The sequence below is a fragment of the Bacillus thermozeamaize genome (assembly GCA_002159075.1).
In the GTDB taxonomy this organism is placed as follows: domain Bacteria; phylum Bacillota; class Bacilli; order ZCTH02-B2; family ZCTH02-B2; genus Bacillus_BB; species Bacillus_BB thermozeamaize.
Window position 1 is genome coordinate 1 of the sequence record LZRT01000120.1, and the last position, 22,483, is coordinate 22,483.

Genomic DNA, 22,483 nt, shown 5'->3' on the forward strand with positions numbered 1-22,483 from the left:
GTTCCTGCATTTTGCGTAAGTACTCGCGACGGCTTTGTAGAGACATTCTCACGTCACATCCCCTCAGTAAGATTTTGACGTGAGCGATCCACAATCCTTTCGGTAAGATTTTACCTGAGTGATCGCGCCTCCTTTCTCGATCCAATCCCTCTGTGGTAAAATGTTGCATATCCGTGAGGAGGGGTAGGGGTGAAAATTCTCGTCTTGCACGGGCCAAACCTGAATCGCCTCGGGATGCGGGAACCGGACGTCTACGGCCGGCAGACCCTGGAAGATGTGAACCAGGAATTGCGCGCACTGGGCAATACGCTTGGGGTGGAGGTGCTGGCTTTTCAATCCAATCACGAGGGGGAGCTGATCGATCGGATCCAGGAACATCAGGATGATCCCCAGCTGCTTGGCATGATCATCAATCCCGGGGCATTGACGCATTACAGCTATGCGTTGCGGGATGCCCTGGCCTCTGTCGCTGTTCCGGTCATTGAAGTGCATCTTTCCAATGTCTACAGTCGCGAGCCTTTTCGGCACCAGTCGGTGATCGCGCCGGTGGTCAAGGGACAGATATCCGGGCTGGGCTCGTCGGGCTATCTTCTGGCTCTGCGCTATCTCGCCGGGCAGAAAGGAAGTGTGGCATAAGTGAATCCCCAACGCATCCGCCGTATCCGCGACATGCTGAGAGAGCAGAAGCTGGACGCATTACTGGTCACGGAACCGAGCAACCGGCGGTATATCAGTGGCTTTACGGGAACAAGCGGCCTGGTGGTGATCACGCCCGCAGAGGCATGGTTGCTGACTGATTTTCGCTATGTGGAACAGGCCGGGGAACAGGCGCCTTTCTTTGAGATCGTAGAGCATCAGGGAGAAGCAGTACATACGTTGAAAGAGCTGTTGAATAAGGCTGGAGTTCGCCAGTTGGGATTTGATCAAAACCATCTCGTATACGGGGAATACCAGCGCCTGCAGGAGGCGCTCAACCCCATACGCCTCGTTCCGACAGCAGAGTGGGTCGAGCGCTTGCGCTACGTAAAAGACCCCGAGGAAATCCGGCTCATCCGCAAGGCGGTGGCGATCGCGGATCAGGCGTTTGAACATGTGCTGAACATCCTTCGTCCGGGCATTCGGGAATGCGATGTCGCCGCGGAAATCGAATACAAGATGCGCCGATTGGGTGCCTCTGGCCCCGCTTTCGACACCATTGTGGCCTCTGGCCCGCGATCGGCGCTTCCGCACGGCGTCGCCAGCGAACGTGTATTGCAAGCCGGCGATATGATTACGCTTGACTTTGGGGCCCGCTATCAGGGATATTGTTCAGACCTGACGCGGACGGTAGCGCTGGGCCGGGTGGATGACAAGTTGCGGGAGATTTATCGTATTGTTCTTGAAGCGCAGTTAAAGGGCTTGGCAGAGATTCGTCCCGGGATGACGGGCCGGGAGGCAGATGCAGTGGTTCGCTCCTATATCAGTGAGCGCGGCTATGGCGAGGCATTTGGCCATGGCACAGGACATGCGATCGGCCTGGATATCCACGAGGCGCCCAGCTTGTCCAGGAGAAGCGAGAGCACCCTGGAAAAAGGGATGGTATTGACGGTGGAGCCGGGGATCTATTTGCCCGGCCTGGGCGGGGTGCGGATCGAGGATGATGTATTGTTGACAGAAACGGGCTTGGAAGTATTGACCGGCGCACCGAAGGAATTCTTGGTGATTGAATGAGTCAGCAATTCGAATGATGGAGGTACAGAATGATTTCAACCAATGATTTTCGCACAGGACTGACGATTGAAGTGGATGGGGAACTCTGGCAGATTATTGAATTTATGCACGTGAAGCCGGGGAAAGGCGCTGCGTTTGTGCGTACCAAGTTGCGCAATCTGCAAAACGGAAACATCCAGGAGAGGACGTTCCGTGCCGGCGAGAAAGTGGAACAGGCGCGCATCGATACAAGAGAGATGCAATACCTGTACAACAGCGGCGATGAGTACACCTTCATGGATAGCGAAACCTACGAACAGCTGACCTTGCATCGCAAGCAGATTGAACGCGAATTGAAATTTCTCAAAGAAAACATGACGGTTCACGTCATGATGCACAATGAACAAGTGATCGGAATTGAGCTGCCCAATACGGTGGTGTTGGAGGTTGTGGCCACCGACCCGGGCATCAAGGGAGATACGGTTACCGGCGGCAGCAAGCCGGCCACTTTGGAGACCGGCCTGGTGGTGCAGGTGCCGTTGTTTATCAATGTAGGGGACAAATTGATTATCGATACGCGCACGGAAAGTTATGTATCCAGAGCCTAGATTCAGGGTTTGGAAAAGAGAAAAGTCAAACATTTGATCAATGCGGCAGTAATCCCTGCGGCCATCAACGGTCCGACAGGGATTCCTTTTAGAAAAATGATGCCGAAAATGGAACCGATGACCAGGCCAATGATCAATTGTGGATCGGCCTGCAGGAGAGAGAGGCCTTTTCCGTTCATATACGTCGCGATGGCACCGCCCAGCAGTGCCAAAACGCCGACGGGCGAGGTAAAGAGCGAAAAGAGATCCTTCCAGGTGATTTTTTCTGCAGCAAACGGAACCAAAACGGCCATCATGAGAAAAAGCAGGCCGAATTCCAGGCCGCGCCTTTCAACGGCGGGGAAAAACCGTTCCAGGTGGAGCAGCTTCATGATCAGGAGCAGGCTTGCAGCGGTGGCCAGGATATTCGAGCGGCCGATGATACCGATAATGACCAGAATAACGAGGGTCAGTTCCCCATGCATAGGAATAGGAGCCTTCCTCTCTCCATCTGTTTCTTTTCTTCGTCAAAACCTTAGTTCATCCTATGATGGCTGGCAATAAAATAGTCGTCCTTACGATTCTCCTGCAGCGGCGCCAATGACGGAGGGGGCTTGAAACGGGCGACAACGGGGTACTTATCCAACTGACAGCAAATGATGAGATCCTTATGGCATCCGAGCTGGATCAGGCGTTGTCCGGCTTGCCCAAGCCGGATAATTTCAGACAACCGATGGCGGCTGGCGAGGTAGGCGTGATAAAGCGCCCAACCGAGATCACTGATGGTTAGCCCTTCTGTCATATGGAAGAGCTGCTCAATGAGATACCCGGCAGTGAGGCCATCTTCGATGGCAAATTGATTCCTTGTTCCGGCACAGAGGATGGTGATATCGGTCTGGTGTGAAATGGCCTGCCTTGCGCAGCGTTGGCCGTTTAGCAAGGAACAGATGAGAATTTGCTCGGCTTTTGATGATTTCAGGATGGCCCGGGTTCCGTTTGTCGTCGTAAAAATGATGCGCTGGCCCTTTAATGGTGCGGAAAGCCACTCTGTGGGAGAATTGCCCAGGTGAAAACCAGGTATTTTTTTGCTGTTTCTTTCACCGGCCAGCAGGGAAGTCGGATATTGGGCGTACAGGCTCTTCGCTTGCCCGATGATTTCCACTGGAATAATTTCTTCAGCGCCTTGGGCCACCCCTACGATCATGCTGCTTGTGGCCCGCAGCGTATCAATGACAATGACGGTTTTATGCAGAATATCCTCCTGCCTCAGTTCGTTTACCGTTGCCACGACATCGACATGCATCTCAACACCTCCTCCGGCGAACACCTCACCTATTGGTAGTCGTACTCGGGTATCAAAACATCAGGTTGTCTGTTGGAAAGGAAGGTATCGGCACGCAGTCCCCGGCGCAGCGATTCAAGGGAGTAGATGTCCTGGATGGAGATGTTTCCCAGATTCACTTGTCTGCCCAGGGTTTTCAGAAAATAGATTTGTTGTTCTTTGCGCGGCGCTTCCCAGATGAGGCGCTCCGGCTGCGAAAGGATGCCGACAATTTCCCGGACCAGTCTGTCGTCGGATTGTCCATGCTGGTCAAACACGCCTACCCCTTTTCCCGATTCCCGTCCTTCCACGATGGTAAATAACGCGCCGCAATCCCAATCCATCTCGACCACCTCCTGCAGGTGCGCCGCTTCAATTTGCCTGCCTTCGGCCTTTTTGCCATACTCGGTGATCACGAAAAGCCCCCGCTCTTGCGCTTCACGGATCAACCGCTTCCTCATTTTCAGCGGAAGATCGATGGTCCCGTCCGAGATCTCAATCAGCGGGAAGCCAATCGTTGTGACAAACCGGAAGTACTCCTCTTCCAGCCCTTGCGCCAACGCCACTTCCAATAAGGTTCCTCCAGGGTAAACCACAATGCCATGTTGACGACCGTATGCCACCTTGGCGGCCAGTTGTTCGGGAGAATAGAGCGCCGATGTCCCGAACCCCAATTTGATAAAGTCGATATATCGGCCTGCTGTTTCAACCATATCCTGGTAAGTCAGTTGACCGATGCCGGTATCGATCACCATGGTCAGTCCTGTGGTGCGCGGTTTTGCCGCTCTCGTTTGCGAGGGATCTTCCAGTTGCGAGTGAAGAGCTGCCATCCTACCAGACTCCTTCTTTTCTCAAACTTGTCAAACGCCGCTGCGTTATTTTATGCAGGGATGGGCGCATGGGTACTTGTGGATTTCTTTGTTGGACTTGCACACCGATCGGCTGCATAGACATGAAGAAAAATAGGTCAAGGACGGTGTGTGAACGGTGTTTTTTTGGTTGAATCACATTGTTTTTGCGATGGGGCTATTGCGGTTGATCTCGGGGACCATCGAGTTATGCGCCGGGCTGTTGATGTGGCGGCTCAATGACATTGAAAAGGCGCTGTTTGTAAATTCGGCGCTGGCCATGGTCGGGCCGCTGGTGTTAATCACGACGACCACGATTGGCGTGGTTGGGATAGCGGAAAAACTCTCGTTCGCCAAATTATTCTGGATTCTATGCGGGGTGATGTGCATTTTTGTCGGATTGAAGGTGAAATAACCGGGATGGTTTTGTGCATCTGGTGCCATAATAAGATTGTCCATCAATAGGTGGTCTGGAGTGTTTTTTCATCATCTTGTGTGAGGAGGGAGCCGGATGATGCATCTCAGTGAGAAGGTCTCTTATCTGAAGGGACTGGCCGAAGGGATGCAACTTCAGCAGCAAACCAAGGAAGGGCGGCTTGTGCTGGAGTTGCTGGAGTTGATGGATGATCTGATTGTCGAGTTTGAACGGGCCGTCGACCGCCAGGATGAGCTGCATGATTATATCGATGCCATCGATGAAGATCTGCGTGATCTGGAATCTTTTGTGTATGATGAAGATTGGTACGATGAAGAGGAAGACCTCTTTGATGAAGAAGATGCAGAAGATGAGGAGCATGCCTATTCGGTGGAGCCGGATAAATCAACTGAAGAGCCGGTTTATGTGTAAATACCGTTTCTTAAGGTTTTGCCCTTGCGGATAACGCCGCAAGGGCTTTTCTTTTATACATAATCTGTCCATTCCCGAATATGAATGTGGTAGAAACCTTGTACAAAGGTGAGAGCCCATGACAGAAGCACACACGCCATTTTCCTGGCTGGCTGTCTTTCCTGCGCACTTGAAGGAGCTGTTTGCCGGATTGCCGGAACAGCACCTCGCCGGCTTGGAAGAAATTCGCCTTCGGATCGGCAAGCCCGTCGAGTTAATCCTGCGAAGCCAGTCCTTGTTCCTGACGCCGAAAGGGGAAGTGAGCCGCTGGCTGTCGGCGGGATACCGGTTCACGGTGGAGGACGGGGCCAAGATGTTGAACGTTTTGAGCAACCATTCCCTCTATACCATGGAGGAAGAGTTGCGGCGCGGGTATGTCACGTTGCAAGGGGGGCACCGCGTCGGCATCAGCGGCAAAGTGATCCTGGAGAGAGGGGAAGTCAAAGGGATTCGTGACATTTCCAGTTTTAACCTGCGGATCGCGCGCGAGGTGGTCGGGGCCGCCAACGGCATTATGCCGTTTTTGTGGAATCACCACCGGCAAGAGATTTTTCATACGTTGATCATTTCGCCTCCGCAGTGCGGCAAAACCACGCTGCTGCGGGATGTGGCCCGTCAAGTCAGCTACGGCAATTCGCCGCTGCCGAGGGGATATAAAGTGGGCATCGTGGATGAGCGTTCGGAGATTGCCGGAAGCCTGCGAGGCGTTCCGCAAAAGGATGTCGGTCCCCGGACAGATGTCCTGGATGGCTGTCCCAAGGCGGAAGGGATGATGATGCTCATCCGTTCCATGTCCCCCGAAGTGCTGGTCGTCGATGAAATCGGCGGACAGACGGATACGCGAGCGTTGATGGAAGCTGTCCATGCCGGGGTGAAGGTGATCACCACCGCTCATGGGTGGGATTATGCGGACATCTTGCGCCGTCCCAGTCTGGCCCCTTTGTTGTCACAGTGGGCATTCGAGCGGGTGGTCATTTTAAGCCGGGAAAAGGGCCCGGGTACGGTACAAGCCGTACTGGACAAGGAAGGCCAGCCTGTTGCGCCGGGTGGGAACAGAACATGAAGTGGATGGGCATGATCCTGATTCTCTTTTCCGCAACGGCACTCGGTTTTTATTACTCCAGGCGTTTTGCCGAACGGCCCCAGCAGCTCCGCCATCTGCAGGCGGCGTTTGAAATGCTGGAGACCGATGTGCTTTACCGGTTGGAAAGGTTGTCCGATTCGTTTTACCGGATCGGGTCAACCATACCGAAGCCCATCGGGCCCCTGTTTCACATCGCTGCGGAAGAGTTGGACAGGTCGGACGGGCTGCCGACGGAGCAATGTTGGGAGCGGGCGTTACGGCGAATCTGGCCGGAAACCTCTTTGAAGGAGAAAGAACAGGAGGTATTGCTCCAGTTTGGACATTCGCTGGGAAATTCCGATCGGGAAAGCCAAGTCAAACACATTCGAGCCCTCCTCCGTCACCTGCAGGTGGAAGAGGAATTGGCGCGGGAAGAGCAACTGAAGTATGAAAAGATGAGCCGCACACTCGGGTTTTTAGGCGGACTGTTTGTTGTCATCCTGTTGTTCTAAAAGAGGTGGTCGTATGTCCTTTGATGTGAGCGCCATCTTTCAGGTGGCGGGTATCGGTTTGATTATGGCGATGATTCATACCATTCTCAAACAGGCGGGAAAAGAGGAATACGCGTTCTGGGCAGGGATTATCGGATTTGTCGTGGTTTTGTTGATGGTCGCGAAAATGATCAGCGATCTGTTTCAGGAAATTCAGCGTGTATTTCTCTTTTATTAGCCGGCACATGTAAGGATGGACGGACCCTGATCCTGTCTGGAGGAGGCCCACGTGGACATCATTCACATTGTCGGAATCGGCTTGATGACCACCGTCTTGGCGGTAATACTCAGGGAACAAAAGCCGCAGTTCGCCTTTTTACTCGTGACCATTGTCGGTTTGTTCATTTTTCTGTTTCTGTTGGACAAGATTGTTCAGATTATTGATTTGGTCCGCCAGCTGGCGCAGCGGACGGAGTTAAACAACATTTTTCTGGAAACCATTTTGAAGATCATCGGGATTGCGTATATTGCCGAGTTCGGGGCGCAAATTGCCCGGGATGCCGGAGAGAATGGAATCGGGTCAAAAATCGAGTTGGCTGGAAAAGTCCTGATCCTTGTTATGGCGATACCGATTATATCCATCATTGTCGAGACGGTGCTGAAGCTGCTCCCGATATGAACATGTCACAAAAGAAGGGGAAGAGGCCCGATGAATCCGTTAAAAAAAGCTCGAACCTGGTTCCTGCTGGCGGTATTCTTCATGATCAGCCCGAGCGTTTGCGCTGCCGCCACAGCCGGTGAACCGCCAACGGAGCCACCGGTGTCCGAGTCGAACGAGTATTTGAAGCAGCAATTGGCGGCGCTGCCGACTAACGACGTAGAAGCCTTCTGGCAACGGTTGCGGCAGGAATACGGGGGTTTTCTGCCGATTCTGGAGACGCCCAGCCTGATGGAACAATTTCTTCCTGGCGGAGCGGGATTAAATCTCCAATCGGTTTGGCAGGGATTGCTGGCCTTCTTTTTTCAAGAAATCCGCCAAAACGCCCATTTATTGGGAATGATTGTCGTCTTGACGGTATTTGCGATGATTCTCGGCTCGATCCAGTCCTCCTTTGAGCACCAGACCGTCAGTACCGTCGCTTACGCCATTGTCTTTCTCTCCCTCATCGTGCTGGTGATCAACAGCTTTCGGGTGGCGATGGATTTGGCCGCGAAAACCATTTCGACCATGGTGGATCTGATGCTGGCCCTGGTTCCTTTGCTGCTGTCGCTGCTTTTGTCACTCGGCAACCTGGCATCGGCAAGCATTTTCCACCCCCTCATCCTGTTTATGGTGCACGTGATTGGCAACCTGATTGCCACGCTTGTGTTGCCCCTGATCTTTCTGGCCGGGGTGATGAATGTGGTGAGCGGATTTACAGGCAGGTACCAGGTCAGCCAGCTGGCGGATTTGCTGAACAAGCTGAGCCTCGGCGCCCTTGGCGTGCTGACCACGTTGTTTCTGTCGGTGATTTCCTTGCAAGGGCTGACAGCCTCTGTCGCCGACGGCGTGACCTTGCGAACCGCAAAATTTATTGCCGGCAATTTCGTCCCGGTCGTCGGCAAATTGTTTGCAGACGCGGCAGACACGGTGGTGGCGGCGTCATTGCTGGTCAAAAATGCGATTGGGATGGCTGGCGTGCTGACGTTGCTCTTCATCTGCATTTTTCCGGCGATGAAAATCCTGATCCTTTCGCTGATTTACAGTTTTGCCGGTGCGGTGATGCAGCCGTTGGGAGAAAGTCCCGTCACCACCTGTTTGTCACTGGTCGGCAAAAGTCTCATTCTCATGTTTGCTGCCATGGCCATCGTCGCCCTGATGTTTTTTCTCGCAATCACCGTAGTGATTGTGGCGGGGAACGTGACGCTGATGATGAGGTAGGTGCCGAAAGATGTTTCAGTTTATCAGCCAGTGGTTCCAGACGCTGATCCTGGTGATGATTCTGGCCAGCCTGATCGAAATGCTCCTTCCAAGCCGCAGCATGGAACGGTATATCCGGATCGTCCTCAGTCTCACCATCTTGATGGCCATCCTCGGTCCCGTTTTCAACGTGTTGAACAGCCGTTGGGGAGATGAGCAATGGTTTCTCGATTGGTATTCCCGAAACGGTCTTGCCTCTGTCGAATCAGGAGGCATACGGCAGGAGGCGGGAAGGATTCAAAAGATCCAGCAACAACAGGCCATTCAATTGATGGAACAGGGATTGCGGGAAGGGATTGCGCGCGAGGTGGAAGCCCGCTTTCCGGTAGCTGTTGATCATGTCTCTGTCAAGGTGGAAGAAACAGATCTGGAAGAAAAAAGCGCCGCCATTCGCTCGATTGAAATACGGGGGCGGATTGGCGAGCCGGCATGGACACCGGTGCGAGCGGAATCGGCCATGCAACCCGTTCAGATCCAGATTTCCGAAACGTTTTCCGAAGATATCCGAAGCCATCCGTCAAATTCTTCCTCATCGGCGGCAAGCCGCGAGGTGGAACGCAAGCTGAAGGAATGGCTGGCAGGAAATTATCAACTGGATGCCGATCACATCTTCATTTCTCTGGATGGGTAAGGGGGTGATGAGATGGAGCAACCGTCGAAACCGGAAAAAGGGAAACTGAGCAAAATCCAGTGGCTGTGGATTATCGGCGGGGTTGGTGTCGCCCTGATTATTTTGAGCTCTTTTTTCCAGGTGGAACGCCATGTCCCTCCGTCAGAAGGGCCGGATCTTCCGCAAGCGTCACCCGTCGCTGTTTCGGAACCCAAGCAGTCATCTGTTGATGAAATGGAGAGAAAGTATGAAGAAGAGTTGAAAAAGATGTTGGAGGAGGTGGTGGGAACGGGCCGGGTATCCGTAATGGTCAATTTGGATTCGACCGAAGAATTGGTCGTTGAAAAAAACGTTCAGGACAGGCGGCAAAAGACGGAAGAAAAGGATCGCCAGGGGGCGACCAGGCAGGTAGAGGAGGACAGCGTCAACCGGCAAGTGGTGGTTTATCGGCAGGACAATGAAGAAAAGCCGTTGGTATTGATGCAAAAGCGTCCCAAAGTCAGAGGTGTACTGATAATTGCCGAAGGGGCGGAAAACCCGCAGCTCAAAGCGTGGATTCTGGAAGCGGTCCAACGGGGATTGAACGTGCCCCCGCATCGGGTGGCGATTCTTCCGCGAAAAAACGCTTCTTGAAGTGAAGATAATCCTTTTATTCCTATTTTCCTAAATGATCAAAGGGAGTGATCCATGATGCCGAAAAAACAGACCATTTGGTTGATCTCTTTGTTGGGTTTGATGGTGCTTCTCTCCGCTTATTATTTGCTGACCGAACCGGTTGACTTGGCTGAACCGGCCGATGCGCCGAAAAAGGATGCGCAAACGCAAGGACAACAAGCGGCAGGTGAACAGCCGGAGGGAAAAACAGAAGAGCCGTTGGTCGATCTGAAGGCAGCCCCTGTCAGTTTTGAAAAAAATGCTCTGAATGACTTTTTCTACGAATACCGCATGCAGCGGAACATTCGGCGAGAGGAGCAGATTGAACGTCTGCTGAACATTGTAAGCAACACCGAAGCGACGAACGAGGCGATCGCAGACGCCAATCGCCAGTTGAAAGAGCTGTATGCCATCGAGGACAAACAGTATGCCACGGAAGAGATGATTAAACTGGAGGGATATGATGATGTCGTGGTGATTCCCGGTGACGGCAAAGTGAATGTGATCGTCAAGGCGGATCAATTGACCCCCGAACAGGCGCTGAAGATCATGAACATTGTCTCGCAAAACATGAACGTTTCCGCCGCCAATGTGGTTGTGAAGTTCAAAAGCTAGCCCGACGGATGAAACCTCCGGGATCCGAATGCCATCGGTTTTCGGGGGTTTCAATTTTTTTGCCGGATTGGCCAATGGAAATCGTGATGTGATATAATGGGTCATGTCCAAAGGAAGAAGGAGCCAAATCGGAAAAATGAGCCGTATCGGAAAAGCGTTCATATGGCGAAAAATGAAACGGAGAGGATGTAGGACATGAGACTGCATGAGCTGAAGGATTTGATACGTGTCATTGACCAATCCTCTATACAGGAGTTCGAATTGGAACAGGACGGTGTCAGGGTTGTCTTGAAAAAGGCCGTCTCCGCGGCTGTGGCGCCGGTGAGCCGGCCGGAGGCCGTCGCCGTCAAGGAGGAGGCGGTATTGCCCCAGCCCGTGCAAAAAACCGCCGAACCGGTCGCCGAGCAGCCTAAACCAGAGCCTAAACCGGCTCAACCGGCGGTGGCAGAGAACGCCGAAGCGGACGCCAATTTGCATCAGATTGTCTCGCCGATGGTCGGGACGTTCTACCGCGCGCCTGCGCCAGATGCGCCTCCTTATGTCGAAGTGGGCGATCAAGTGAATGAAAAAACCGTTGTGTGTATCGTCGAAGCCATGAAACTGATGAATGAAATCGAGGCTGAAGTGTCGGGTGAGATTGTCGCGATTCATGCTGAGAATGGTCAACTGGTGGAATATGGCCAGCCCTTGTTCACGGTGAAAGTGAAATAGAAAGCGGGGAAGGCAGGATGTTTCGCAAAGTATTGATTGCCAATCGAGGTGAAATTGCGGTTCGCATTATACGTGCTTGCCGTGAATTGGGTATTCAAACCGTGGCCGTTTTTTCCGAGGCCGACAAAGAGGCGCTCCACGTGCGTCTGGCGGATGAAGCTTATTGCATCGGGCCTGCCATGGCCAGAGACAGCTACCTGAACTTTACGAATCTGATGAGTGTGGCCACGCTGACCGGGGCAGACGCCATTCATCCGGGATATGGTTTTTTGGCGGAAAACGCGGATTTCGCCGATATTTGCGCAGCTTGCGGGATCACGTTTATCGGTCCGAAACCAGATGCGATCACGAAGATGGGCGCCAAAGCGGTGGCCAAGGAAACGATGAAGGCTGCCGGTGTTCCCGTTTTGCCTGGGACCGATGGCGTGATCCAGGATCTGCAAGAGGCGCTGGATGTCGCTGAGGAAATCGGTTATCCTGTGATCATCAAGGCAACCGCGGGGGGCGGCGGACGGGGGATGCGGATTGCCCGCGATCCCGAAGAGTTGAAAAAAGGCGTGCAAACCGCGCGCATGGAGGCAGAAACGGCCTTCGGCAATCCCGGGGTGTATATTGAAAAATTTTTGGAATCCCCTCGACACATTGAAATCCAGATCATGGCGGATCAGCATGGAAACGTCGTATACCTCGGAGAGCGGGACTGTTCCATTCAGCGCCGGCACCAAAAACTGATTGAAGAGGCGCCTTCGCCGGCCATGACGCCGGAGCTTCGAAAAGCGATGGGAGAGGCGGCGGTCAAGGCGGCGCAAGCCGTCGATTATGTCGGTGCGGGCACGGTTGAGTTTCTCTATCAGGACGGGCATTTTTATTTTATGGAGATGAACACCCGCATCCAGGTGGAACACCCCGTGACGGAGTGGATCACTGGCGTTGACCTGGTCAAGGAACAAATCCTGGTTGCCCAGGGTGAGCCGCTGTCTTTCTCACAAGAGGAGGTGGCGCTCGAGGGCTGGGCGATTGAATGCCGGATCAACGCGGAGGATCCCGGGCAAAATTTCCGTCCGTCACCCGGCGTGATTCGGGAATATCTTCCCCCTGGCGGCATCGGTGTGCGTGTGGACAGCGCGGTTTTCCCGGGTTACCGGATTCCTCCTTACTACGATTCCATGATCGCCAAGGTGATCACCTGGGGCAGAACGAGGGAAGAAGCCATTGCCAGGATGCGAAGGGCCCTGGAGGAATTTGTCATCGAGGGGGTAGAGACGACGATTCCCTTTCACCTGCAAGTGTTGAACCATCCCAAGTTCCTCGCAGGAGACATCAACACCAAGTTTTTGGAGCTGTATCCGATCACTGTAAAATAAACCGGTTTCCATAGTTCCTTAGATTAACGAAAAGGAGCACAAAAGATGGAGGCATATGTTCCAGACTATGTAAAATCGGAGTTGGGCTCAATCGAAATCGATTCCAATGTGGTGCGGATTATTGCCGCGCTCGCCTGTCTGGAGGTCCCCGGCGTGGTGGCGATGAGTGGCGGCGGGGGCTGGATGGAAGATATTGCCGACTGGTTCAGCAAAAACCTCTCAAAAGGGGTGACGGTCACCATGGATCAGTCCAACGTCTCGATTGATTTGCGCGTGGTGGCTGAGTACGGCAAACCGTTGAACCAGATCGGGCGAAACATCCAGGACAATGTCCGCTACACGGTGGAATCGATGACCGGCCTGCACGTGGATGCCGTGAACGTGTTTATTGTGGATGTGGATTTTGTAAGCGGCGCTGAAACGAAATGAGGTTGTCTGGACATGAAGCATTGGTTTGATCGGCTGCTGGTGGCATTAGGTGGCCTGATGTTGATGGCTTTGGCGATTGGGTCAGCACTGTGGCTGTTGAAAGGGGTCTGGTCCGAACTGTTCATCGCCCGGCTAGCCGATTTGCGGCAGACCGAGAGCAGCTACTGGGTGATGTGGGTCCTGGCCTTCTTTATCCTGTTGGTAGGTGCGCGCCTGGTATGGCTGGCTTTTCGCCGTCCCCAGCGTATGGGCAGCGTTTTTCAAGTCAATGAGCTGGGTTCGCTTGCCATTGCGCGCGAAGCCATTGAAAATTTGGTACAGCAGGCGCTTTCCCAGATGCGGGGGGTATACACCCAGGAACTGCGCGTAAAGACGAATGAGCTGGGTGAACTGCAAATTTCCATTGTCCTGAATGCCGACGGAGAACGAGATTTTCCCGGACTGGTGGAAGACGTACAGAGCCGGGTAAAATATCGTGTGGAAGAGATTACTGGTGTCAGCGTCCGTGACGTGCATGTCACGATCCGGCAGATCCAATCCAAGCTTCCCTCGCCAGTAGCGAAACCAAGGGTGGAATAAGCGTGAAAGAGCTTTTTGCAGAGTTATGGCACCAGCATCGCGGAAAATTGCTGGGGACACTGTTCGGTTTCTGGCTTGGCGTGTTGTTTTTGCTGGTCGGGTTTTGGCGAATGCTCATCGTCGCCTTGTTGATCTTGTGCGGGTATTATCTCGGTAAAAAGGTGGATGAAAAGGAGCCTTTGCGGGATGTCTTAACCCGTATCCTGCCAGATCATTTTTTTCGCAACGATTCGTAACAAGTCACCAAATCGGGGTGACTTCTTTCTCTTTTAGGGGGTGAGCTTGTTGCCCATTCCGAGGCGATTGGCACGGGAAAAAGCGCTGCAGGCTTTATATCAGATAGACTTGACGGGCGCCACGCCGGAAAAGGCCCTGGAGGCCCTCTTTCCGGACGCGAAAATACCTGATGAAGTGGACGATTTTGTCGTTTCGCTCGTTTATGGGACGCAGCAGCACCAGGAAAATCTGGATCAATGCATCCGGCCCTATCTTAGGGGGTGGACACTGGAACGATTGAGTGTGATTGATCGGAACATCTTGCGGATGGCCTTGTTTGAAATGATGCACATCGGGACGCCGTTTTCCGTCGTGATGGATGAAGCGGTGGAGCTGGCCAAACGTTTCAGTACCGACGAGGGCCGGCGTTTTGTCAACGGGGTTTTGTCGGCGGTGAGCCGGGACATGGAAAAGGATTCCGCGTCGCCTGGAGATGGTGGAGTCTGAAGGGTGAGGCATACGAGATGTCTGTATTGGGAATTGATACCAGTAACTACCGCACCTCCATCTGCCTGATGGACGAAAACGGGCGTGTGCTTTTGGACCGGCGGAAGTTGCTACAGGTAAAGCCGGGAGAGCGTGGCTTGCAACAATCGGCTGCAGTTTTTCAGCATGTGCAACATCTTCCGGAGTTGCTTGAAGAATCCGGCCTTCCGCCGGGGCGCTTGCAGGCGATCGCTGTCAGCGCGGCACCGCGTCCTGTTCCCGGTTCGTACATGCCCGTCTTTCAAGTTGGACTGAGCTATGCCCGATGGTTGGCCCGCTTCCTGAATGTCCCCTGTTTTCTGACAACGCACCAGGAGGGGCATCTGGCGGCAGGCGTTTGGTCGCTGGGCGATACGGGACAAAGGTTGAACCAGGTTTCAGCTTTTACGGCGGTGCATTTGTCGGGGGGCACCAGTGAAATCTTGGCGGTCGAGCCGCGTCCAACCGGCTACAAGGTTGAGGCCATCGGCGGTTCGACAGATCTTTATGCCGGGCAGCTGATTGACCGGGTGGGTGTGGCATTGGGGCTCCCTTTTCCAGCCGGTCCTGCATTGGAACAACTGGCCAACAACGGAGAGGAAAGCGGATTGCGCATTCCTTCCGCCGTCAAGGGGACATGGTTCAGTTTTTCCGGTCCTGAAACGCAGGCGCTGCGCTGGATAGCAACGGGCGCGCCGCCTTCCGCGATCGCGCGCGCAGTGGAGGTTTGTGTGGCCAACACGCTGGAAAAGGCGCTTCGCAACGCTTTTGCGGCCGGCTATCCAAAAGAGGTGTTGTGGGTTGGCGGTGTGGTGGCGAACAGCTGGATTAGGAACCGGCTGAAACAGCGGCTTGAGCATCCGGCGGTCGGCGCCAGGTGTTATTTCAGTGCACCCGAGTACAGCGGCGACAACGCCTGCGGGGTTGCGCTGATCGGGTGGAAACAGCTATGCGTACATCAGTAAGACCTGGAAAGGAGAATACGATGGCGGCACAAGTGATCGACGGCAAGACGATAGCCAAGCAAATCAGGGATGAGGTGAAACAAACGGTTGAACATTGGCGCCGGGAACAGTTCGTCCCCGGATTGGCGGTTGTTCTCGTCGGCGATGATCCCGCTTCCGCCACCTACGTCAGGAACAAGGAGAAAGCCTGTCAAGAGGCGGGTATCTACTCGGAAGTGCATCGCCTGGACGCCTCCATCAGCGAAGACGAGCTCTTGCGATTGGTTCATACCCTCAATCACAGGCCGGACATTCACGGCATTCTGGTCCAATTGCCGCTTCCGGAACATATCCGTTCGGAGCGGATCCTGGACGCTGTCGATCCGTCCAAAGATGTCGACGGTTTTCATCCCGTCAACGCGGGGAAATTGCTGGTCGGCAAACCAGGCATCTTTCCTTGCACTCCTCTCGGCGTGATCGAACTGCTCAAACGGCAGAATGTCCCCATTGCCGGCCGACATGCCGTCGTGGTGGGACGGAGCAACATCGTCGGCAAACCGGCGGCGTTGTTGTTGTTGCGTGAGCATGCCACAGTCTCTGTCTGCCATTCGCGAACTCCCGAACTGTCTGCGATCACGAGACAGGCAGATATTCTCGTCTGTGCGGTGGGACAGCCGGAGCTGATTCGGGGGGAGATGATCAAGCCGGGCGCTTGTGTGATTGATGTGGGGATCAATCGTACGCCGGACGGCAAACTGGTCGGCGATGTCTGTTTTTCCGAAGCGGTTCATGTTGCGGGCCAGATTACGCCTGTCCCGGGCGGCGTCGGTCCGATGACGATTGCCATGCTGTTGAAAAACACCCTGGCCTGCGCGCAGTTGCAGCGGTCATCGGTGTGAAGCGTGTATCTGCGCGCTGATTGAGGAGAGGGAGATGAATCTGAACCAGCAGACGTACACCATCAGTGAACTGACCCGCATGATCCGCGAGCGGATTGACCAGGATCAGCGACTGCAAGATATCTGGATCAAAGGGGAAATCTCCAATTTCACCCATCACCGGCGAGGGCACATGTATTTTACGCTGAAAGACGCTTCCAGCAAGATCAAGGCGGTCATGTTCGCCAGCCATAACCGCTCCCTGGCTTTCCAGCCGGAGGATGGAATGAATGTTCTGGCCAGGGGATATGTCAGTGTTTATGAACGGGACGGCCAATACCAGTTTTACGTGCTGGAAATGCAGCCGGATGGTGTTGGCAGCCTGTTTCTGGCCTTTGAGCAGTTGAAAAAACGCCTGGAATCGGAAGGCCTCTTTTCACCCGCGCGAAAAAAACCGTTGCCCCCGTATCCCCGCGTGATCGGCGTGATCACCTCCCTGTCGGGCGCGGCCATCCGGGACATTTTGACGACTATCCAGCGACGCTATCCAATCGTTCGCGTCATCATCGCTCCGGTGGAGGTGCAAGGTTCGCGTGCCGTCCCTTCCATTGTCCATGCGATTCAAATGATGAATCAGCAGAAGGAGGCAGATGTCTTAATCGTCGGCCGGGGAGGCGGTTCGATCGAGGAGCTTTGGGCGTTCAACGAAGAGGCCGTTGCCCGCGCCATTTATGCCTCGGAGATCCCGATCATTTCCGCAGTCGGTCACGAGACGGACGTGACCATTGCCGATTTTGTGGCCGATGTGCGGGCAGCCACGCCGACAGCAGCGGCTGAGCTGGCCGTCCCATTATACAGCGAACTGGTGGAACGGATCGGCCAGCTGAGGGCCCGGCTCAAGCGAGTGATCAGCGCCCGGTTGCAGCAGGAGGAGGCCCGGCTGAAGCGAATTTGCCAGTACAGCGTCTTCAGGCGGCCGGAAGGCCTCCTGTTGAGGCAGGAGCAACGATTGGATCATTTGGTCGATCGGCTTCGTTTTTCCCTGCATAGCCGCTTGAACGCATCCGCCTCCGCCCTGCAAGCCTTGCGGCATCGAATGGAAAAAATCCACCCGGGGCACCGCCTGAATCAAGAAATGGAGCGGCTCCGTTACCTTCAGTACCGGTTGAACAAAGGAATGGAAGCGACATTCGAACACAGGCGCCACCGGTTATCCCTGACCCTGCGCCATTTGGACGCCTTGAGCCCGCTCAAAGTGATGCAACGCGGGTATGCACTGGTCCGCTCCGAGGACGGACAGCTGGTTCTTACCACAGAACAAGTGGCGCTCGGCGATTTGGTTCAGGTCCAGTTGCGTGACGGACAACTGGATTGTCAGGTGTACCGCATTGATAACAAACAGTTTCCATCTGTTTATGACACAGAAATGGGAGAAAATGGAGGTGAGCCGGGCCATGAACGAGGCAAATCTGAACGATTTGGCAGAACTTCCTTTTGACGAGGCGATCAAGCGGCTGGAAGAGGTTGTCGAAAAACTGGAACAGGGGGAAATTCCCCTGGAGCAGTCCATTCAGCTGTTCCAGGAAGGGATGTTGCTCGCCCGTTTGTGCAGCAAGAAGCTTGAGGATGTGGGACGAAAAATTGAAGTCCTTGTCAAGGAAAATGATGAATGGCGAAGCAGGCCGTATGGCGAGGAGGAATCTGTTTGAATCTTGAAGAGTATCTGCAACAACGGGTTACGGCCGTCAACCAACATATAGCCGTGCTTTGCAGCGAGGATGGTCCGCTGTCGGAAGTGCCCCCGCGCCTCAGAGAGGCGATGGCTTATTCCTTGATGGCGGGCGGGAAACGGATACGGCCCGTTTTGGTGCTGGCGGCGGCCGAATCTTTGGATGCGACTTGGGAAAAATTGGTTCCCATTGCCGTGGCCGTGGAACTGATCCACACCTATTCCCTGATTCACGACGATCTTCCGGCCATGGACGATGATGACTTCCGGCGTGGCCGCCCAACCAATCACAAAGTGTTTGGAGAGGCCATGGCGATTCTGGCGGGAGATGCCCTCCTGACGCATGCTTTCACGCTCATTGCGCGTACAGGATTGGCGGAGGGATTTGACTCAAAGGTAGTGCTTCGGGTGATCCTGGAATTGTCTGAGGCGGCTGGACCGGCTGGCATGGTGGGAGGGCAAGTCATGGATTTGTCTGCCGCCGATCCTGCTGCCGATTATTCCGGCCAGCCGGCAGTTGAGATTGCAAGTTATCTGGAACAAATCCACCGGAAAAAAACGGCCGCCCTCATCCGGGCCGCCATCCGCATTGGCGGACTCCTGGCGGGTGCCACCTCCCGGCAACTGGAGGCCTTGTCCGCATTCGGCCTGCATCTCGGCCTGGCTTTTCAGATTCAGGATGATTTGCTCGATGTGACAGGGCAATCAGCCACCTTGGGAAAAGCAGTGGGCAGCGATGAGCGGACCGGAAAACTCACGTACCCCCGGCTCTTTGGAGTGGAGCGTACAGCCCAATTGGTGCATGAACATACGAAAAAAGCACAGAAAGCGATCCAGGATGCCGGACTGAACGCAAAATGGCTGCACGAAATTGCCAATCTGCTGCTTCACCGTCATGCCTGATCCCATTCTTTGTCAAGGAAGGAACACCTCCGTTCTGGGAAATCTACTATTCGGAGGTGAAGAATCATGACAGTCGGGACAAAAATGCAACAAACCATCGCATCTGCTGAAAGCGTCAAAGCCAACCTGAAAACCTTTGCCCTGGAAACCCAAGATCAGCAAGCCAAGCAGATGTACAATCAACTGGCGCAGTCCATGGAGAACATCATCAGCTCGCTGCAGAGCCGGATGAACTACATGGAGCAGGAAGAGCCGCAATACAGGCAGGGATAAAACGCTGGCGGTGTCGTTGTGATTCCAAGCCGGTATGTGCTATAATGTAGGCGAAAAGGAGTGGTGCAGTATTCTAGTCAGTCCTGCGTTTCTGAAGGTGGGCCTAAAAATCCACCGAAGGGCACATCGATGAAGTTCCTGGTGTTGGCTTGGGGAGCCCAGACCTGGGCTGATGCTGGGAGTTAAGGATGGAGGGCGATCCACAAAGGCATGTGGGCGTTGACCCTCCTTCCGCGGAGACCCAAGACGCGTGGGCAACCACGGCTTGGGAGTGAACCTGTACGTTGGCGAAAGCTGCGTACAGCGTAGCCTGCCTTGAGTGAAGCAGCGGGGATTACAGGCTAACCCACTTTATGCTCACTGGCCATGGGCATAATCCGGGTTCTGTATGAAACCTGCTTTGCAAAAGAGGCTAAGGAAACGTCAAGGACTGTCGAGGAAAGCTCCTAGACTGTCCGCTTGGCGGGGCTTTTTGGAGATTAAAGTGTGGACTAAGTGGTAATCCAGTCCGACGAATGGCGACACGTCGAGGCCGGCTGAAAGGGAAACCGCCCGGATGGCGACGTCTGGGTGCTGGCTTGGGAAAACCTACTGGACCTTAAGCCACAGCATTTATCCAAAAAGCTACCACTCCGGTACATACCCGTTCATTTTCAAGGAGCGGTCCAACATATAAATGAGGCTCTTATCCAAAGGCTCCCTTCGATGGAGCATTTTTATTAGCTTTGTAACTTTCGTCTTGGCGATCGGAATATCTTTTGTCTCAACGCTGATGATGGCCAATGTGAGCTGGGGGATAGGGTTTCTCATCCTCCTTTTTATCGTATTTATCGGGATCTTTTTTGACATTCTCGGCATTGCCTCAACGGCGGCGGAAGAACAGCCCTTTCACGCGATGGGAGCGGCGAAGGTACGGGGTGCCCGCCATGCTTTGAAAATCGTGCGAAATGCCGATCAGTTTTCTAATTTTTGCAATGACGTCATTGGCGACATCAGTGGCATCGTCAGCGGCGCCGCCGCTGTGGCTGTGATGACGCAGATCCTCGTTTTGTTCCCTTCTCGCGCGATGGCGGAAAACCTGCTTAATGTACTGATGACGGCTTTTGTGGCGGCTCTTACGGTGGGAGGGAAGGCGGTCGGAAAATCCATCGCCATCCGCCATGCGGAATGGATTGTCTTTCAGATCGGAAAAGTTCTCTATTTTCTTGAGGAACACCTACATATCCGGATCTTTGAAGCGAAAAGGAAGAACGGCACATCTCAAGGGGCTCCTCTGTCCAATAAAAAAGGGAGGAAATAGTGCATGCTCCTCGAACAGATCCACTCGCCTGAACAACTCAAAACGCTGCCCCGTCACCAGTTGCCCCAGCTTGCCCAAGAGATCCGGCAGTTTCTTATTGAGAAATTGTCAGTGACAGGCGGACATCTTGCGCCTAATCTGGGGGTTGTCGAACTGACGCTTGCCTTACATATCATTTTTGACTCTCCCAAAGACAAGATTATCTGGGATGTAGGCCACCAGAGTTATGTACACAAGATCATCACGGGCCGAAAAGAGCAGTTTGACACGCTTCGGCAATTCAGGGGCTTGAGCGGTTTTCCGAGACGCTCTGAGTCGGTGCATGACGTCTGGGAGACAGGGCATAGCAGCACCTCCCTGTCTGCAGCCCTTGGGATGGCTGTGGCTCGGGATCTGAAAAGAGAGAACCATGAAGTGATTGCCGTCATTGGCGATGGCGCGCTGACAGGGGGCATGGCGCTGGAGGCGTTGAATCACATCGGGCATGAAAAACGGAAGCTGATTGTCGTTCTCAACGATAACGAGATGTCGATTTCGCCCAACGTAGGCGCCTTGCACCACTATCTGGGGAGACTGCGGACAGACAAGCATTATGCCCGGGTGAAGGATGAGCTGGAGTACTTCCTCAAACGCGTGCCGGCTATCGGGGAGACGCTCGCCAAAACGGCGGAAAGACTCAAAGACAGCCTGAAGTATCTTGTTTTGGACGGCATCCTGTTTGAAGAACTGGGGTTGACGTACCTGGGTCCGGTGAACGGACATTCGCTGGATGAACTGTTTTCTTCGCTGCAACAGGCAAAACGGCTCAATGAGCCTGTATTGGTCCACGTGGTGACGGTCAAGGGGAAAGGATACGGTCCTGCAGAAAAGGATTCGGTCAAATACCACGGGATCAGCCCCTATAAGATCGAGTCAGGGGAAGTGATGAAAACCTCAGCCGCGCCGTCCTACAGCAGCGTGATGTCCAGGACTCTGATCCAGCTTGCCGAAGAGGATCCGACCATTGTGGCCGTGACGGCAGCTATGCCTGGCGGCACGGGACTGGACCAGTTTGCTGCCGTATTCCCGGAGCGCTTTTTTGATGTAGGGATCGCCGAGCAACATGCGACCACGTTTTGCGGCGGCCTGGCGACACAGGGATTCAAGCCTGTTTTTGCCGTTTATTCCACGTTTCTGCAAAGGGCCTATGATCAGGTGATCCACGACATTTGCCGGCAGAACCTGCACGTCGTCTTTATGGTGGATCGTGCCGGTCTGGTGGGAGCAGACGGAGACACCCACCAGGGGGTTTTTGATTTGGCCTTTTTGCGCGTCGTCCCCAATATGACCCTGATGATGCCCCGTGATGAAAACCAGTTGCGTCATATGGTCTACACAGCGCTGTACCATTGCGAAGGTCCGGTTGCCGTTCGGTACCCGAGGGGCAACGCCCAGGGGCTTGTGCCGGAACAACCGCGAGCCATCCCCATCGGCAAGGCAGAGATTTTGCAGCACGGGAAAAAGGTGGCCATCCTTGCCATCGGCCCGATGGTGGAAGTGGCCCTTCAGGCGGCAGAGCTTCTGCGGCCCTACGGGGTTGAACCGACCGTTGTGGACGCCCGCTTCATCAAACCGCTGGATGAAGAGCTGTTGTCACGGCTTCCCGGCGAACATGAGCTCATTGTGACCATTGAAGAAGCTGCCCGTGCGGCGGGATTCGGCAGCGCCGTGCTGGAATGGTATGCTGATCAGAACATTCATGTGCAGATTGAAAATATCGGGCTGCCCGATCGCTTCATCGAACACGGCAGCATCGCCCAGCTTCGTCAATCGGTCCAACTGACCGCCGATGAATGCGTCCTGCGGATCAAGCGCCTCCTGTTTCAGCAAAAGCCGGATCTCTGGCATGCCTAAATCCTTAATGACAGG

The 22,483-nt window shown here is 54.1% G+C and carries 30 protein-coding genes; 27 read left to right on the forward strand and 3 right to left on the reverse strand.

Annotated features, from left to right (window positions below; translation table 11 throughout):
• The first annotated feature begins 189 nt into the window (after positions 1-189).
• From BAA01_07645 to BAA01_07655, 3 genes are read left to right on the forward strand one after another with little or no spacing between them, the layout of a single operon-like run.
• Positions 190-636: a type II 3-dehydroquinate dehydratase gene (locus BAA01_07645; protein ID OUM84797.1), complete on the forward strand. Its 447-nt coding sequence runs from the start codon at positions 190-192 to the stop codon at positions 634-636.
• 33 nt (positions 637-669) lie between these two features.
• A complete protein-coding gene (locus BAA01_07650) occupies positions 670-1,710 on the forward strand; it encodes a Xaa-Pro dipeptidase (GenBank protein ID OUM84843.1) in 1,041 nt (346 codons plus the stop codon).
• A gap of 29 nt (positions 1,711-1,739) precedes the next feature.
• Complete coding sequence (locus tag BAA01_07655) at positions 1,740-2,297, forward strand: elongation factor P (GenBank protein OUM84798.1); 558 nt, start codon at positions 1,740-1,742, stop codon at positions 2,295-2,297.
• 2 nt (positions 2,298-2,299) lie between these two features.
• Here the strand turns inward: BAA01_07655 and BAA01_07660 are convergent, their stop codons facing one another.
• Genes BAA01_07660 through BAA01_07670 form a run of 3 tightly spaced genes read right to left on the reverse strand, consistent with a single transcriptional unit; the run spans position 2,300 to position 4,427 of the window.
• A complete protein-coding gene (locus BAA01_07660) occupies positions 2,300-2,761 on the reverse strand; it encodes a hypothetical protein (GenBank protein ID OUM84799.1) in 462 nt (153 codons plus the stop codon).
• A 50-nt stretch (positions 2,762-2,811) separates the two neighbouring features.
• The gene (locus BAA01_07665) at positions 2,812-3,579 is read right to left on the reverse strand and encodes a hypothetical protein (GenBank protein ID OUM84800.1); all 768 of its coding nucleotides are present in this window, start codon (positions 3,577-3,579) and stop codon (positions 2,812-2,814) included.
• A gap of 29 nt (positions 3,580-3,608) precedes the next feature.
• Complete coding sequence (locus tag BAA01_07670) at positions 3,609-4,427, reverse strand: hypothetical protein (protein OUM84801.1); 819 nt, start codon at positions 4,425-4,427, stop codon at positions 3,609-3,611.
• 190 nt (positions 4,428-4,617) lie between these two features.
• On the opposite strand from BAA01_07670, the gene BAA01_07675 reads away from it, so the two are divergent.
• The 24 genes from BAA01_07675 to BAA01_07790 all read left to right on the forward strand — a co-directional run bounded on the left by BAA01_07675 (position 4,618) and on the right by BAA01_07790 (position 22,468).
• Positions 4,618-4,860 carry a hypothetical protein gene (locus BAA01_07675; protein OUM84844.1) on the forward strand — a complete coding sequence of 81 codons (243 nt, stop codon included), beginning with the start codon at positions 4,618-4,620 and terminating at the stop codon, positions 4,858-4,860.
• 96 nt (positions 4,861-4,956) lie between these two features.
• A complete protein-coding gene (locus BAA01_07680; protein ID OUM84802.1) occupies positions 4,957-5,292 on the forward strand; it encodes a hypothetical protein in 336 nt (111 codons plus the stop codon).
• Between the two features lie 118 nt (positions 5,293-5,410).
• On the forward strand, positions 5,411-6,394 hold the full coding sequence (locus BAA01_07685) for a stage III sporulation protein AA (protein OUM84803.1): 984 nt from the start codon (positions 5,411-5,413) through the stop codon (positions 6,392-6,394).
• Positions 6,391-6,906, forward strand: coding sequence for a stage III sporulation protein AB (locus tag BAA01_07690; protein ID OUM84804.1), 516 nt, complete (start codon positions 6,391-6,393; stop codon positions 6,904-6,906). The genes BAA01_07685 and BAA01_07690 overlap by 4 nt, the downstream gene beginning before the upstream one ends.
• Positions 6,907-6,919: 13 nt before the next feature.
• A complete protein-coding gene (locus BAA01_07695) occupies positions 6,920-7,123 on the forward strand; it encodes a stage III sporulation protein AC (protein ID OUM84805.1) in 204 nt (67 codons plus the stop codon).
• A gap of 51 nt (positions 7,124-7,174) precedes the next feature.
• Entirely contained in the window at positions 7,175-7,564 is a 390-nt protein-coding gene (locus BAA01_07700) for a stage III sporulation protein AD (GenBank protein ID OUM84806.1), read from the forward strand.
• A 30-nt stretch (positions 7,565-7,594) separates the two neighbouring features.
• On the forward strand, positions 7,595-8,806 hold the full coding sequence (locus BAA01_07705; GenBank protein ID OUM84807.1) for a stage III sporulation protein AE: 1,212 nt from the start codon (positions 7,595-7,597) through the stop codon (positions 8,804-8,806).
• A 10-nt stretch (positions 8,807-8,816) separates the two neighbouring features.
• Entirely contained in the window at positions 8,817-9,476 is a 660-nt protein-coding gene (locus BAA01_07710; GenBank protein OUM84808.1) for a hypothetical protein, read from the forward strand.
• Positions 9,477-9,488: 12 nt separating this feature from the next.
• Entirely contained in the window at positions 9,489-10,088 is a 600-nt protein-coding gene (locus BAA01_07715) for a stage III sporulation protein AG (GenBank protein OUM84809.1), read from the forward strand.
• Between the two features lie 57 nt (positions 10,089-10,145).
• Positions 10,146-10,724: a hypothetical protein gene (locus BAA01_07720; protein ID OUM84810.1), complete on the forward strand. Its 579-nt coding sequence runs from the start codon at positions 10,146-10,148 to the stop codon at positions 10,722-10,724.
• 195 nt (positions 10,725-10,919) lie between these two features.
• Positions 10,920-11,435, forward strand: a complete 516-nt coding sequence (locus BAA01_07725) for an acetyl-CoA carboxylase, biotin carboxyl carrier protein (GenBank protein OUM84811.1) — start codon at positions 10,920-10,922, stop codon at positions 11,433-11,435.
• A gap of 17 nt (positions 11,436-11,452) precedes the next feature.
• Complete coding sequence (locus tag BAA01_07730) at positions 11,453-12,799, forward strand: acetyl-CoA carboxylase biotin carboxylase subunit (GenBank protein ID OUM84812.1); 1,347 nt, start codon at positions 11,453-11,455, stop codon at positions 12,797-12,799.
• A 45-nt stretch (positions 12,800-12,844) separates the two neighbouring features.
• Positions 12,845-13,228 (forward strand): hypothetical protein, encoded by a 384-nt coding sequence (locus BAA01_07735; protein OUM84813.1) that lies wholly within the window; start codon positions 12,845-12,847, stop codon positions 13,226-13,228.
• A gap of 12 nt (positions 13,229-13,240) precedes the next feature.
• Positions 13,241-13,807: a hypothetical protein gene (locus BAA01_07740; GenBank protein ID OUM84814.1), complete on the forward strand. Its 567-nt coding sequence runs from the start codon at positions 13,241-13,243 to the stop codon at positions 13,805-13,807.
• Between the two features lie 2 nt (positions 13,808-13,809).
• The gene (locus BAA01_07745; protein OUM84815.1) at positions 13,810-14,043 is read left to right on the forward strand and encodes a hypothetical protein; all 234 of its coding nucleotides are present in this window, start codon (positions 13,810-13,812) and stop codon (positions 14,041-14,043) included.
• A 55-nt stretch (positions 14,044-14,098) separates the two neighbouring features.
• The gene (locus BAA01_07750) at positions 14,099-14,530 is read left to right on the forward strand and encodes a transcription antitermination factor NusB (GenBank protein OUM84845.1); all 432 of its coding nucleotides are present in this window, start codon (positions 14,099-14,101) and stop codon (positions 14,528-14,530) included.
• Positions 14,531-14,547: 17 nt separating this feature from the next.
• Positions 14,548-15,513 (forward strand): O-sialoglycoprotein endopeptidase, encoded by a 966-nt coding sequence (locus BAA01_07755; protein OUM84816.1) that lies wholly within the window; start codon positions 14,548-14,550, stop codon positions 15,511-15,513.
• Positions 15,514-15,533: 20 nt separating this feature from the next.
• The gene (locus BAA01_07760; protein ID OUM84817.1) at positions 15,534-16,391 is read left to right on the forward strand and encodes a bifunctional 5,10-methylene-tetrahydrofolate dehydrogenase/5,10-methylene-tetrahydrofolate cyclohydrolase; all 858 of its coding nucleotides are present in this window, start codon (positions 15,534-15,536) and stop codon (positions 16,389-16,391) included.
• Between the two features lie 34 nt (positions 16,392-16,425).
• Positions 16,426-17,868, forward strand: coding sequence for an exodeoxyribonuclease VII large subunit (locus tag BAA01_07765; GenBank protein ID OUM84818.1), 1,443 nt, complete (start codon positions 16,426-16,428; stop codon positions 17,866-17,868).
• Complete coding sequence (locus BAA01_07770) at positions 17,825-18,079, forward strand: exodeoxyribonuclease VII small subunit (GenBank protein OUM84819.1); 255 nt, start codon at positions 17,825-17,827, stop codon at positions 18,077-18,079. The genes BAA01_07765 and BAA01_07770 overlap by 44 nt, the downstream gene beginning before the upstream one ends.
• Complete coding sequence (locus BAA01_07775) at positions 18,076-19,002, forward strand: hypothetical protein (protein OUM84820.1); 927 nt, start codon at positions 18,076-18,078, stop codon at positions 19,000-19,002. Before BAA01_07770 ends, BAA01_07775 begins: the two co-directional genes overlap by 4 nt.
• Before the next feature lie 66 nt (positions 19,003-19,068).
• Positions 19,069-19,275, forward strand: coding sequence for a hypothetical protein (locus BAA01_07780; protein ID OUM84821.1), 207 nt, complete (start codon positions 19,069-19,071; stop codon positions 19,273-19,275).
• A 676-nt stretch (positions 19,276-19,951) separates the two neighbouring features.
• Positions 19,952-20,575 carry a hypothetical protein gene (locus BAA01_07785; GenBank protein OUM84822.1) on the forward strand — a complete coding sequence of 208 codons (624 nt, stop codon included), beginning with the start codon at positions 19,952-19,954 and terminating at the stop codon, positions 20,573-20,575.
• A 3-nt stretch (positions 20,576-20,578) separates the two neighbouring features.
• On the forward strand, positions 20,579-22,468 hold the full coding sequence (locus BAA01_07790; GenBank protein ID OUM84823.1) for a 1-deoxy-D-xylulose-5-phosphate synthase: 1,890 nt from the start codon (positions 20,579-20,581) through the stop codon (positions 22,466-22,468).
• The last annotated feature ends 15 nt before the right edge of the window (positions 22,469-22,483 follow it).

Bases quoted from the DNA above. Each gene is read 5' to 3' on its own strand.
- BAA01_07765 (OUM84818.1), top strand. From the start codon at position 16,426: ATGAATCTGAACCAGCAGACGTACACCATCAGTGAACTGACCCGCATG.
- BAA01_07675 (OUM84844.1), top strand. From the start codon at position 4,618: ATGGGGCTATTGCGGTTGATCTCGGGGACCATCGAGTTATGCGCCGGG.
- BAA01_07755 (OUM84816.1), top strand. From the start codon at position 14,548: ATGTCTGTATTGGGAATTGATACCAGTAACTACCGCACCTCCATCTGC.
- BAA01_07725 (OUM84811.1), top strand. From the start codon at position 10,920: ATGAGACTGCATGAGCTGAAGGATTTGATACGTGTCATTGACCAATCC.
- BAA01_07790 (OUM84823.1), top strand. From the start codon at position 20,579: ATGCTCCTCGAACAGATCCACTCGCCTGAACAACTCAAAACGCTGCCC.
- BAA01_07685 (OUM84803.1), top strand. From the start codon at position 5,411: ATGACAGAAGCACACACGCCATTTTCCTGGCTGGCTGTCTTTCCTGCG.
- BAA01_07695 (OUM84805.1), top strand. From the start codon at position 6,920: ATGTCCTTTGATGTGAGCGCCATCTTTCAGGTGGCGGGTATCGGTTTG.
- BAA01_07660 (OUM84799.1), bottom strand. From the start codon at position 2,761: ATGCATGGGGAACTGACCCTCGTTATTCTGGTCATTATCGGTATCATC.
- BAA01_07770 (OUM84819.1), top strand. From the start codon at position 17,825: ATGAACGAGGCAAATCTGAACGATTTGGCAGAACTTCCTTTTGACGAG.
- BAA01_07715 (OUM84809.1), top strand. From the start codon at position 9,489: ATGGAGCAACCGTCGAAACCGGAAAAAGGGAAACTGAGCAAAATCCAG.
- BAA01_07670 (OUM84801.1), bottom strand. From the start codon at position 4,427: ATGGCAGCTCTTCACTCGCAACTGGAAGATCCCTCGCAAACGAGAGCG.
- BAA01_07665 (OUM84800.1), bottom strand. From the start codon at position 3,579: ATGCATGTCGATGTCGTGGCAACGGTAAACGAACTGAGGCAGGAGGAT.
- BAA01_07650 (OUM84843.1), top strand. From the start codon at position 670: ATGCTGAGAGAGCAGAAGCTGGACGCATTACTGGTCACGGAACCGAGC.
- BAA01_07785 (OUM84822.1), top strand. From the start codon at position 19,952: ATGAGGCTCTTATCCAAAGGCTCCCTTCGATGGAGCATTTTTATTAGC.
- BAA01_07705 (OUM84807.1), top strand. From the start codon at position 7,595: ATGAATCCGTTAAAAAAAGCTCGAACCTGGTTCCTGCTGGCGGTATTC.
- BAA01_07760 (OUM84817.1), top strand. From the start codon at position 15,534: ATGGCGGCACAAGTGATCGACGGCAAGACGATAGCCAAGCAAATCAGG.
- BAA01_07780 (OUM84821.1), top strand. From the start codon at position 19,069: ATGACAGTCGGGACAAAAATGCAACAAACCATCGCATCTGCTGAAAGC.
- BAA01_07680 (OUM84802.1), top strand. From the start codon at position 4,957: ATGATGCATCTCAGTGAGAAGGTCTCTTATCTGAAGGGACTGGCCGAA.
- BAA01_07710 (OUM84808.1), top strand. From the start codon at position 8,817: ATGTTTCAGTTTATCAGCCAGTGGTTCCAGACGCTGATCCTGGTGATG.
- BAA01_07730 (OUM84812.1), top strand. From the start codon at position 11,453: ATGTTTCGCAAAGTATTGATTGCCAATCGAGGTGAAATTGCGGTTCGC.
- BAA01_07735 (OUM84813.1), top strand. From the start codon at position 12,845: ATGGAGGCATATGTTCCAGACTATGTAAAATCGGAGTTGGGCTCAATC.
- BAA01_07655 (OUM84798.1), top strand. From the start codon at position 1,740: ATGATTTCAACCAATGATTTTCGCACAGGACTGACGATTGAAGTGGAT.
- BAA01_07690 (OUM84804.1), top strand. From the start codon at position 6,391: ATGAAGTGGATGGGCATGATCCTGATTCTCTTTTCCGCAACGGCACTC.
- BAA01_07720 (OUM84810.1), top strand. From the start codon at position 10,146: ATGCCGAAAAAACAGACCATTTGGTTGATCTCTTTGTTGGGTTTGATG.
- BAA01_07740 (OUM84814.1), top strand. From the start codon at position 13,241: ATGAAGCATTGGTTTGATCGGCTGCTGGTGGCATTAGGTGGCCTGATG.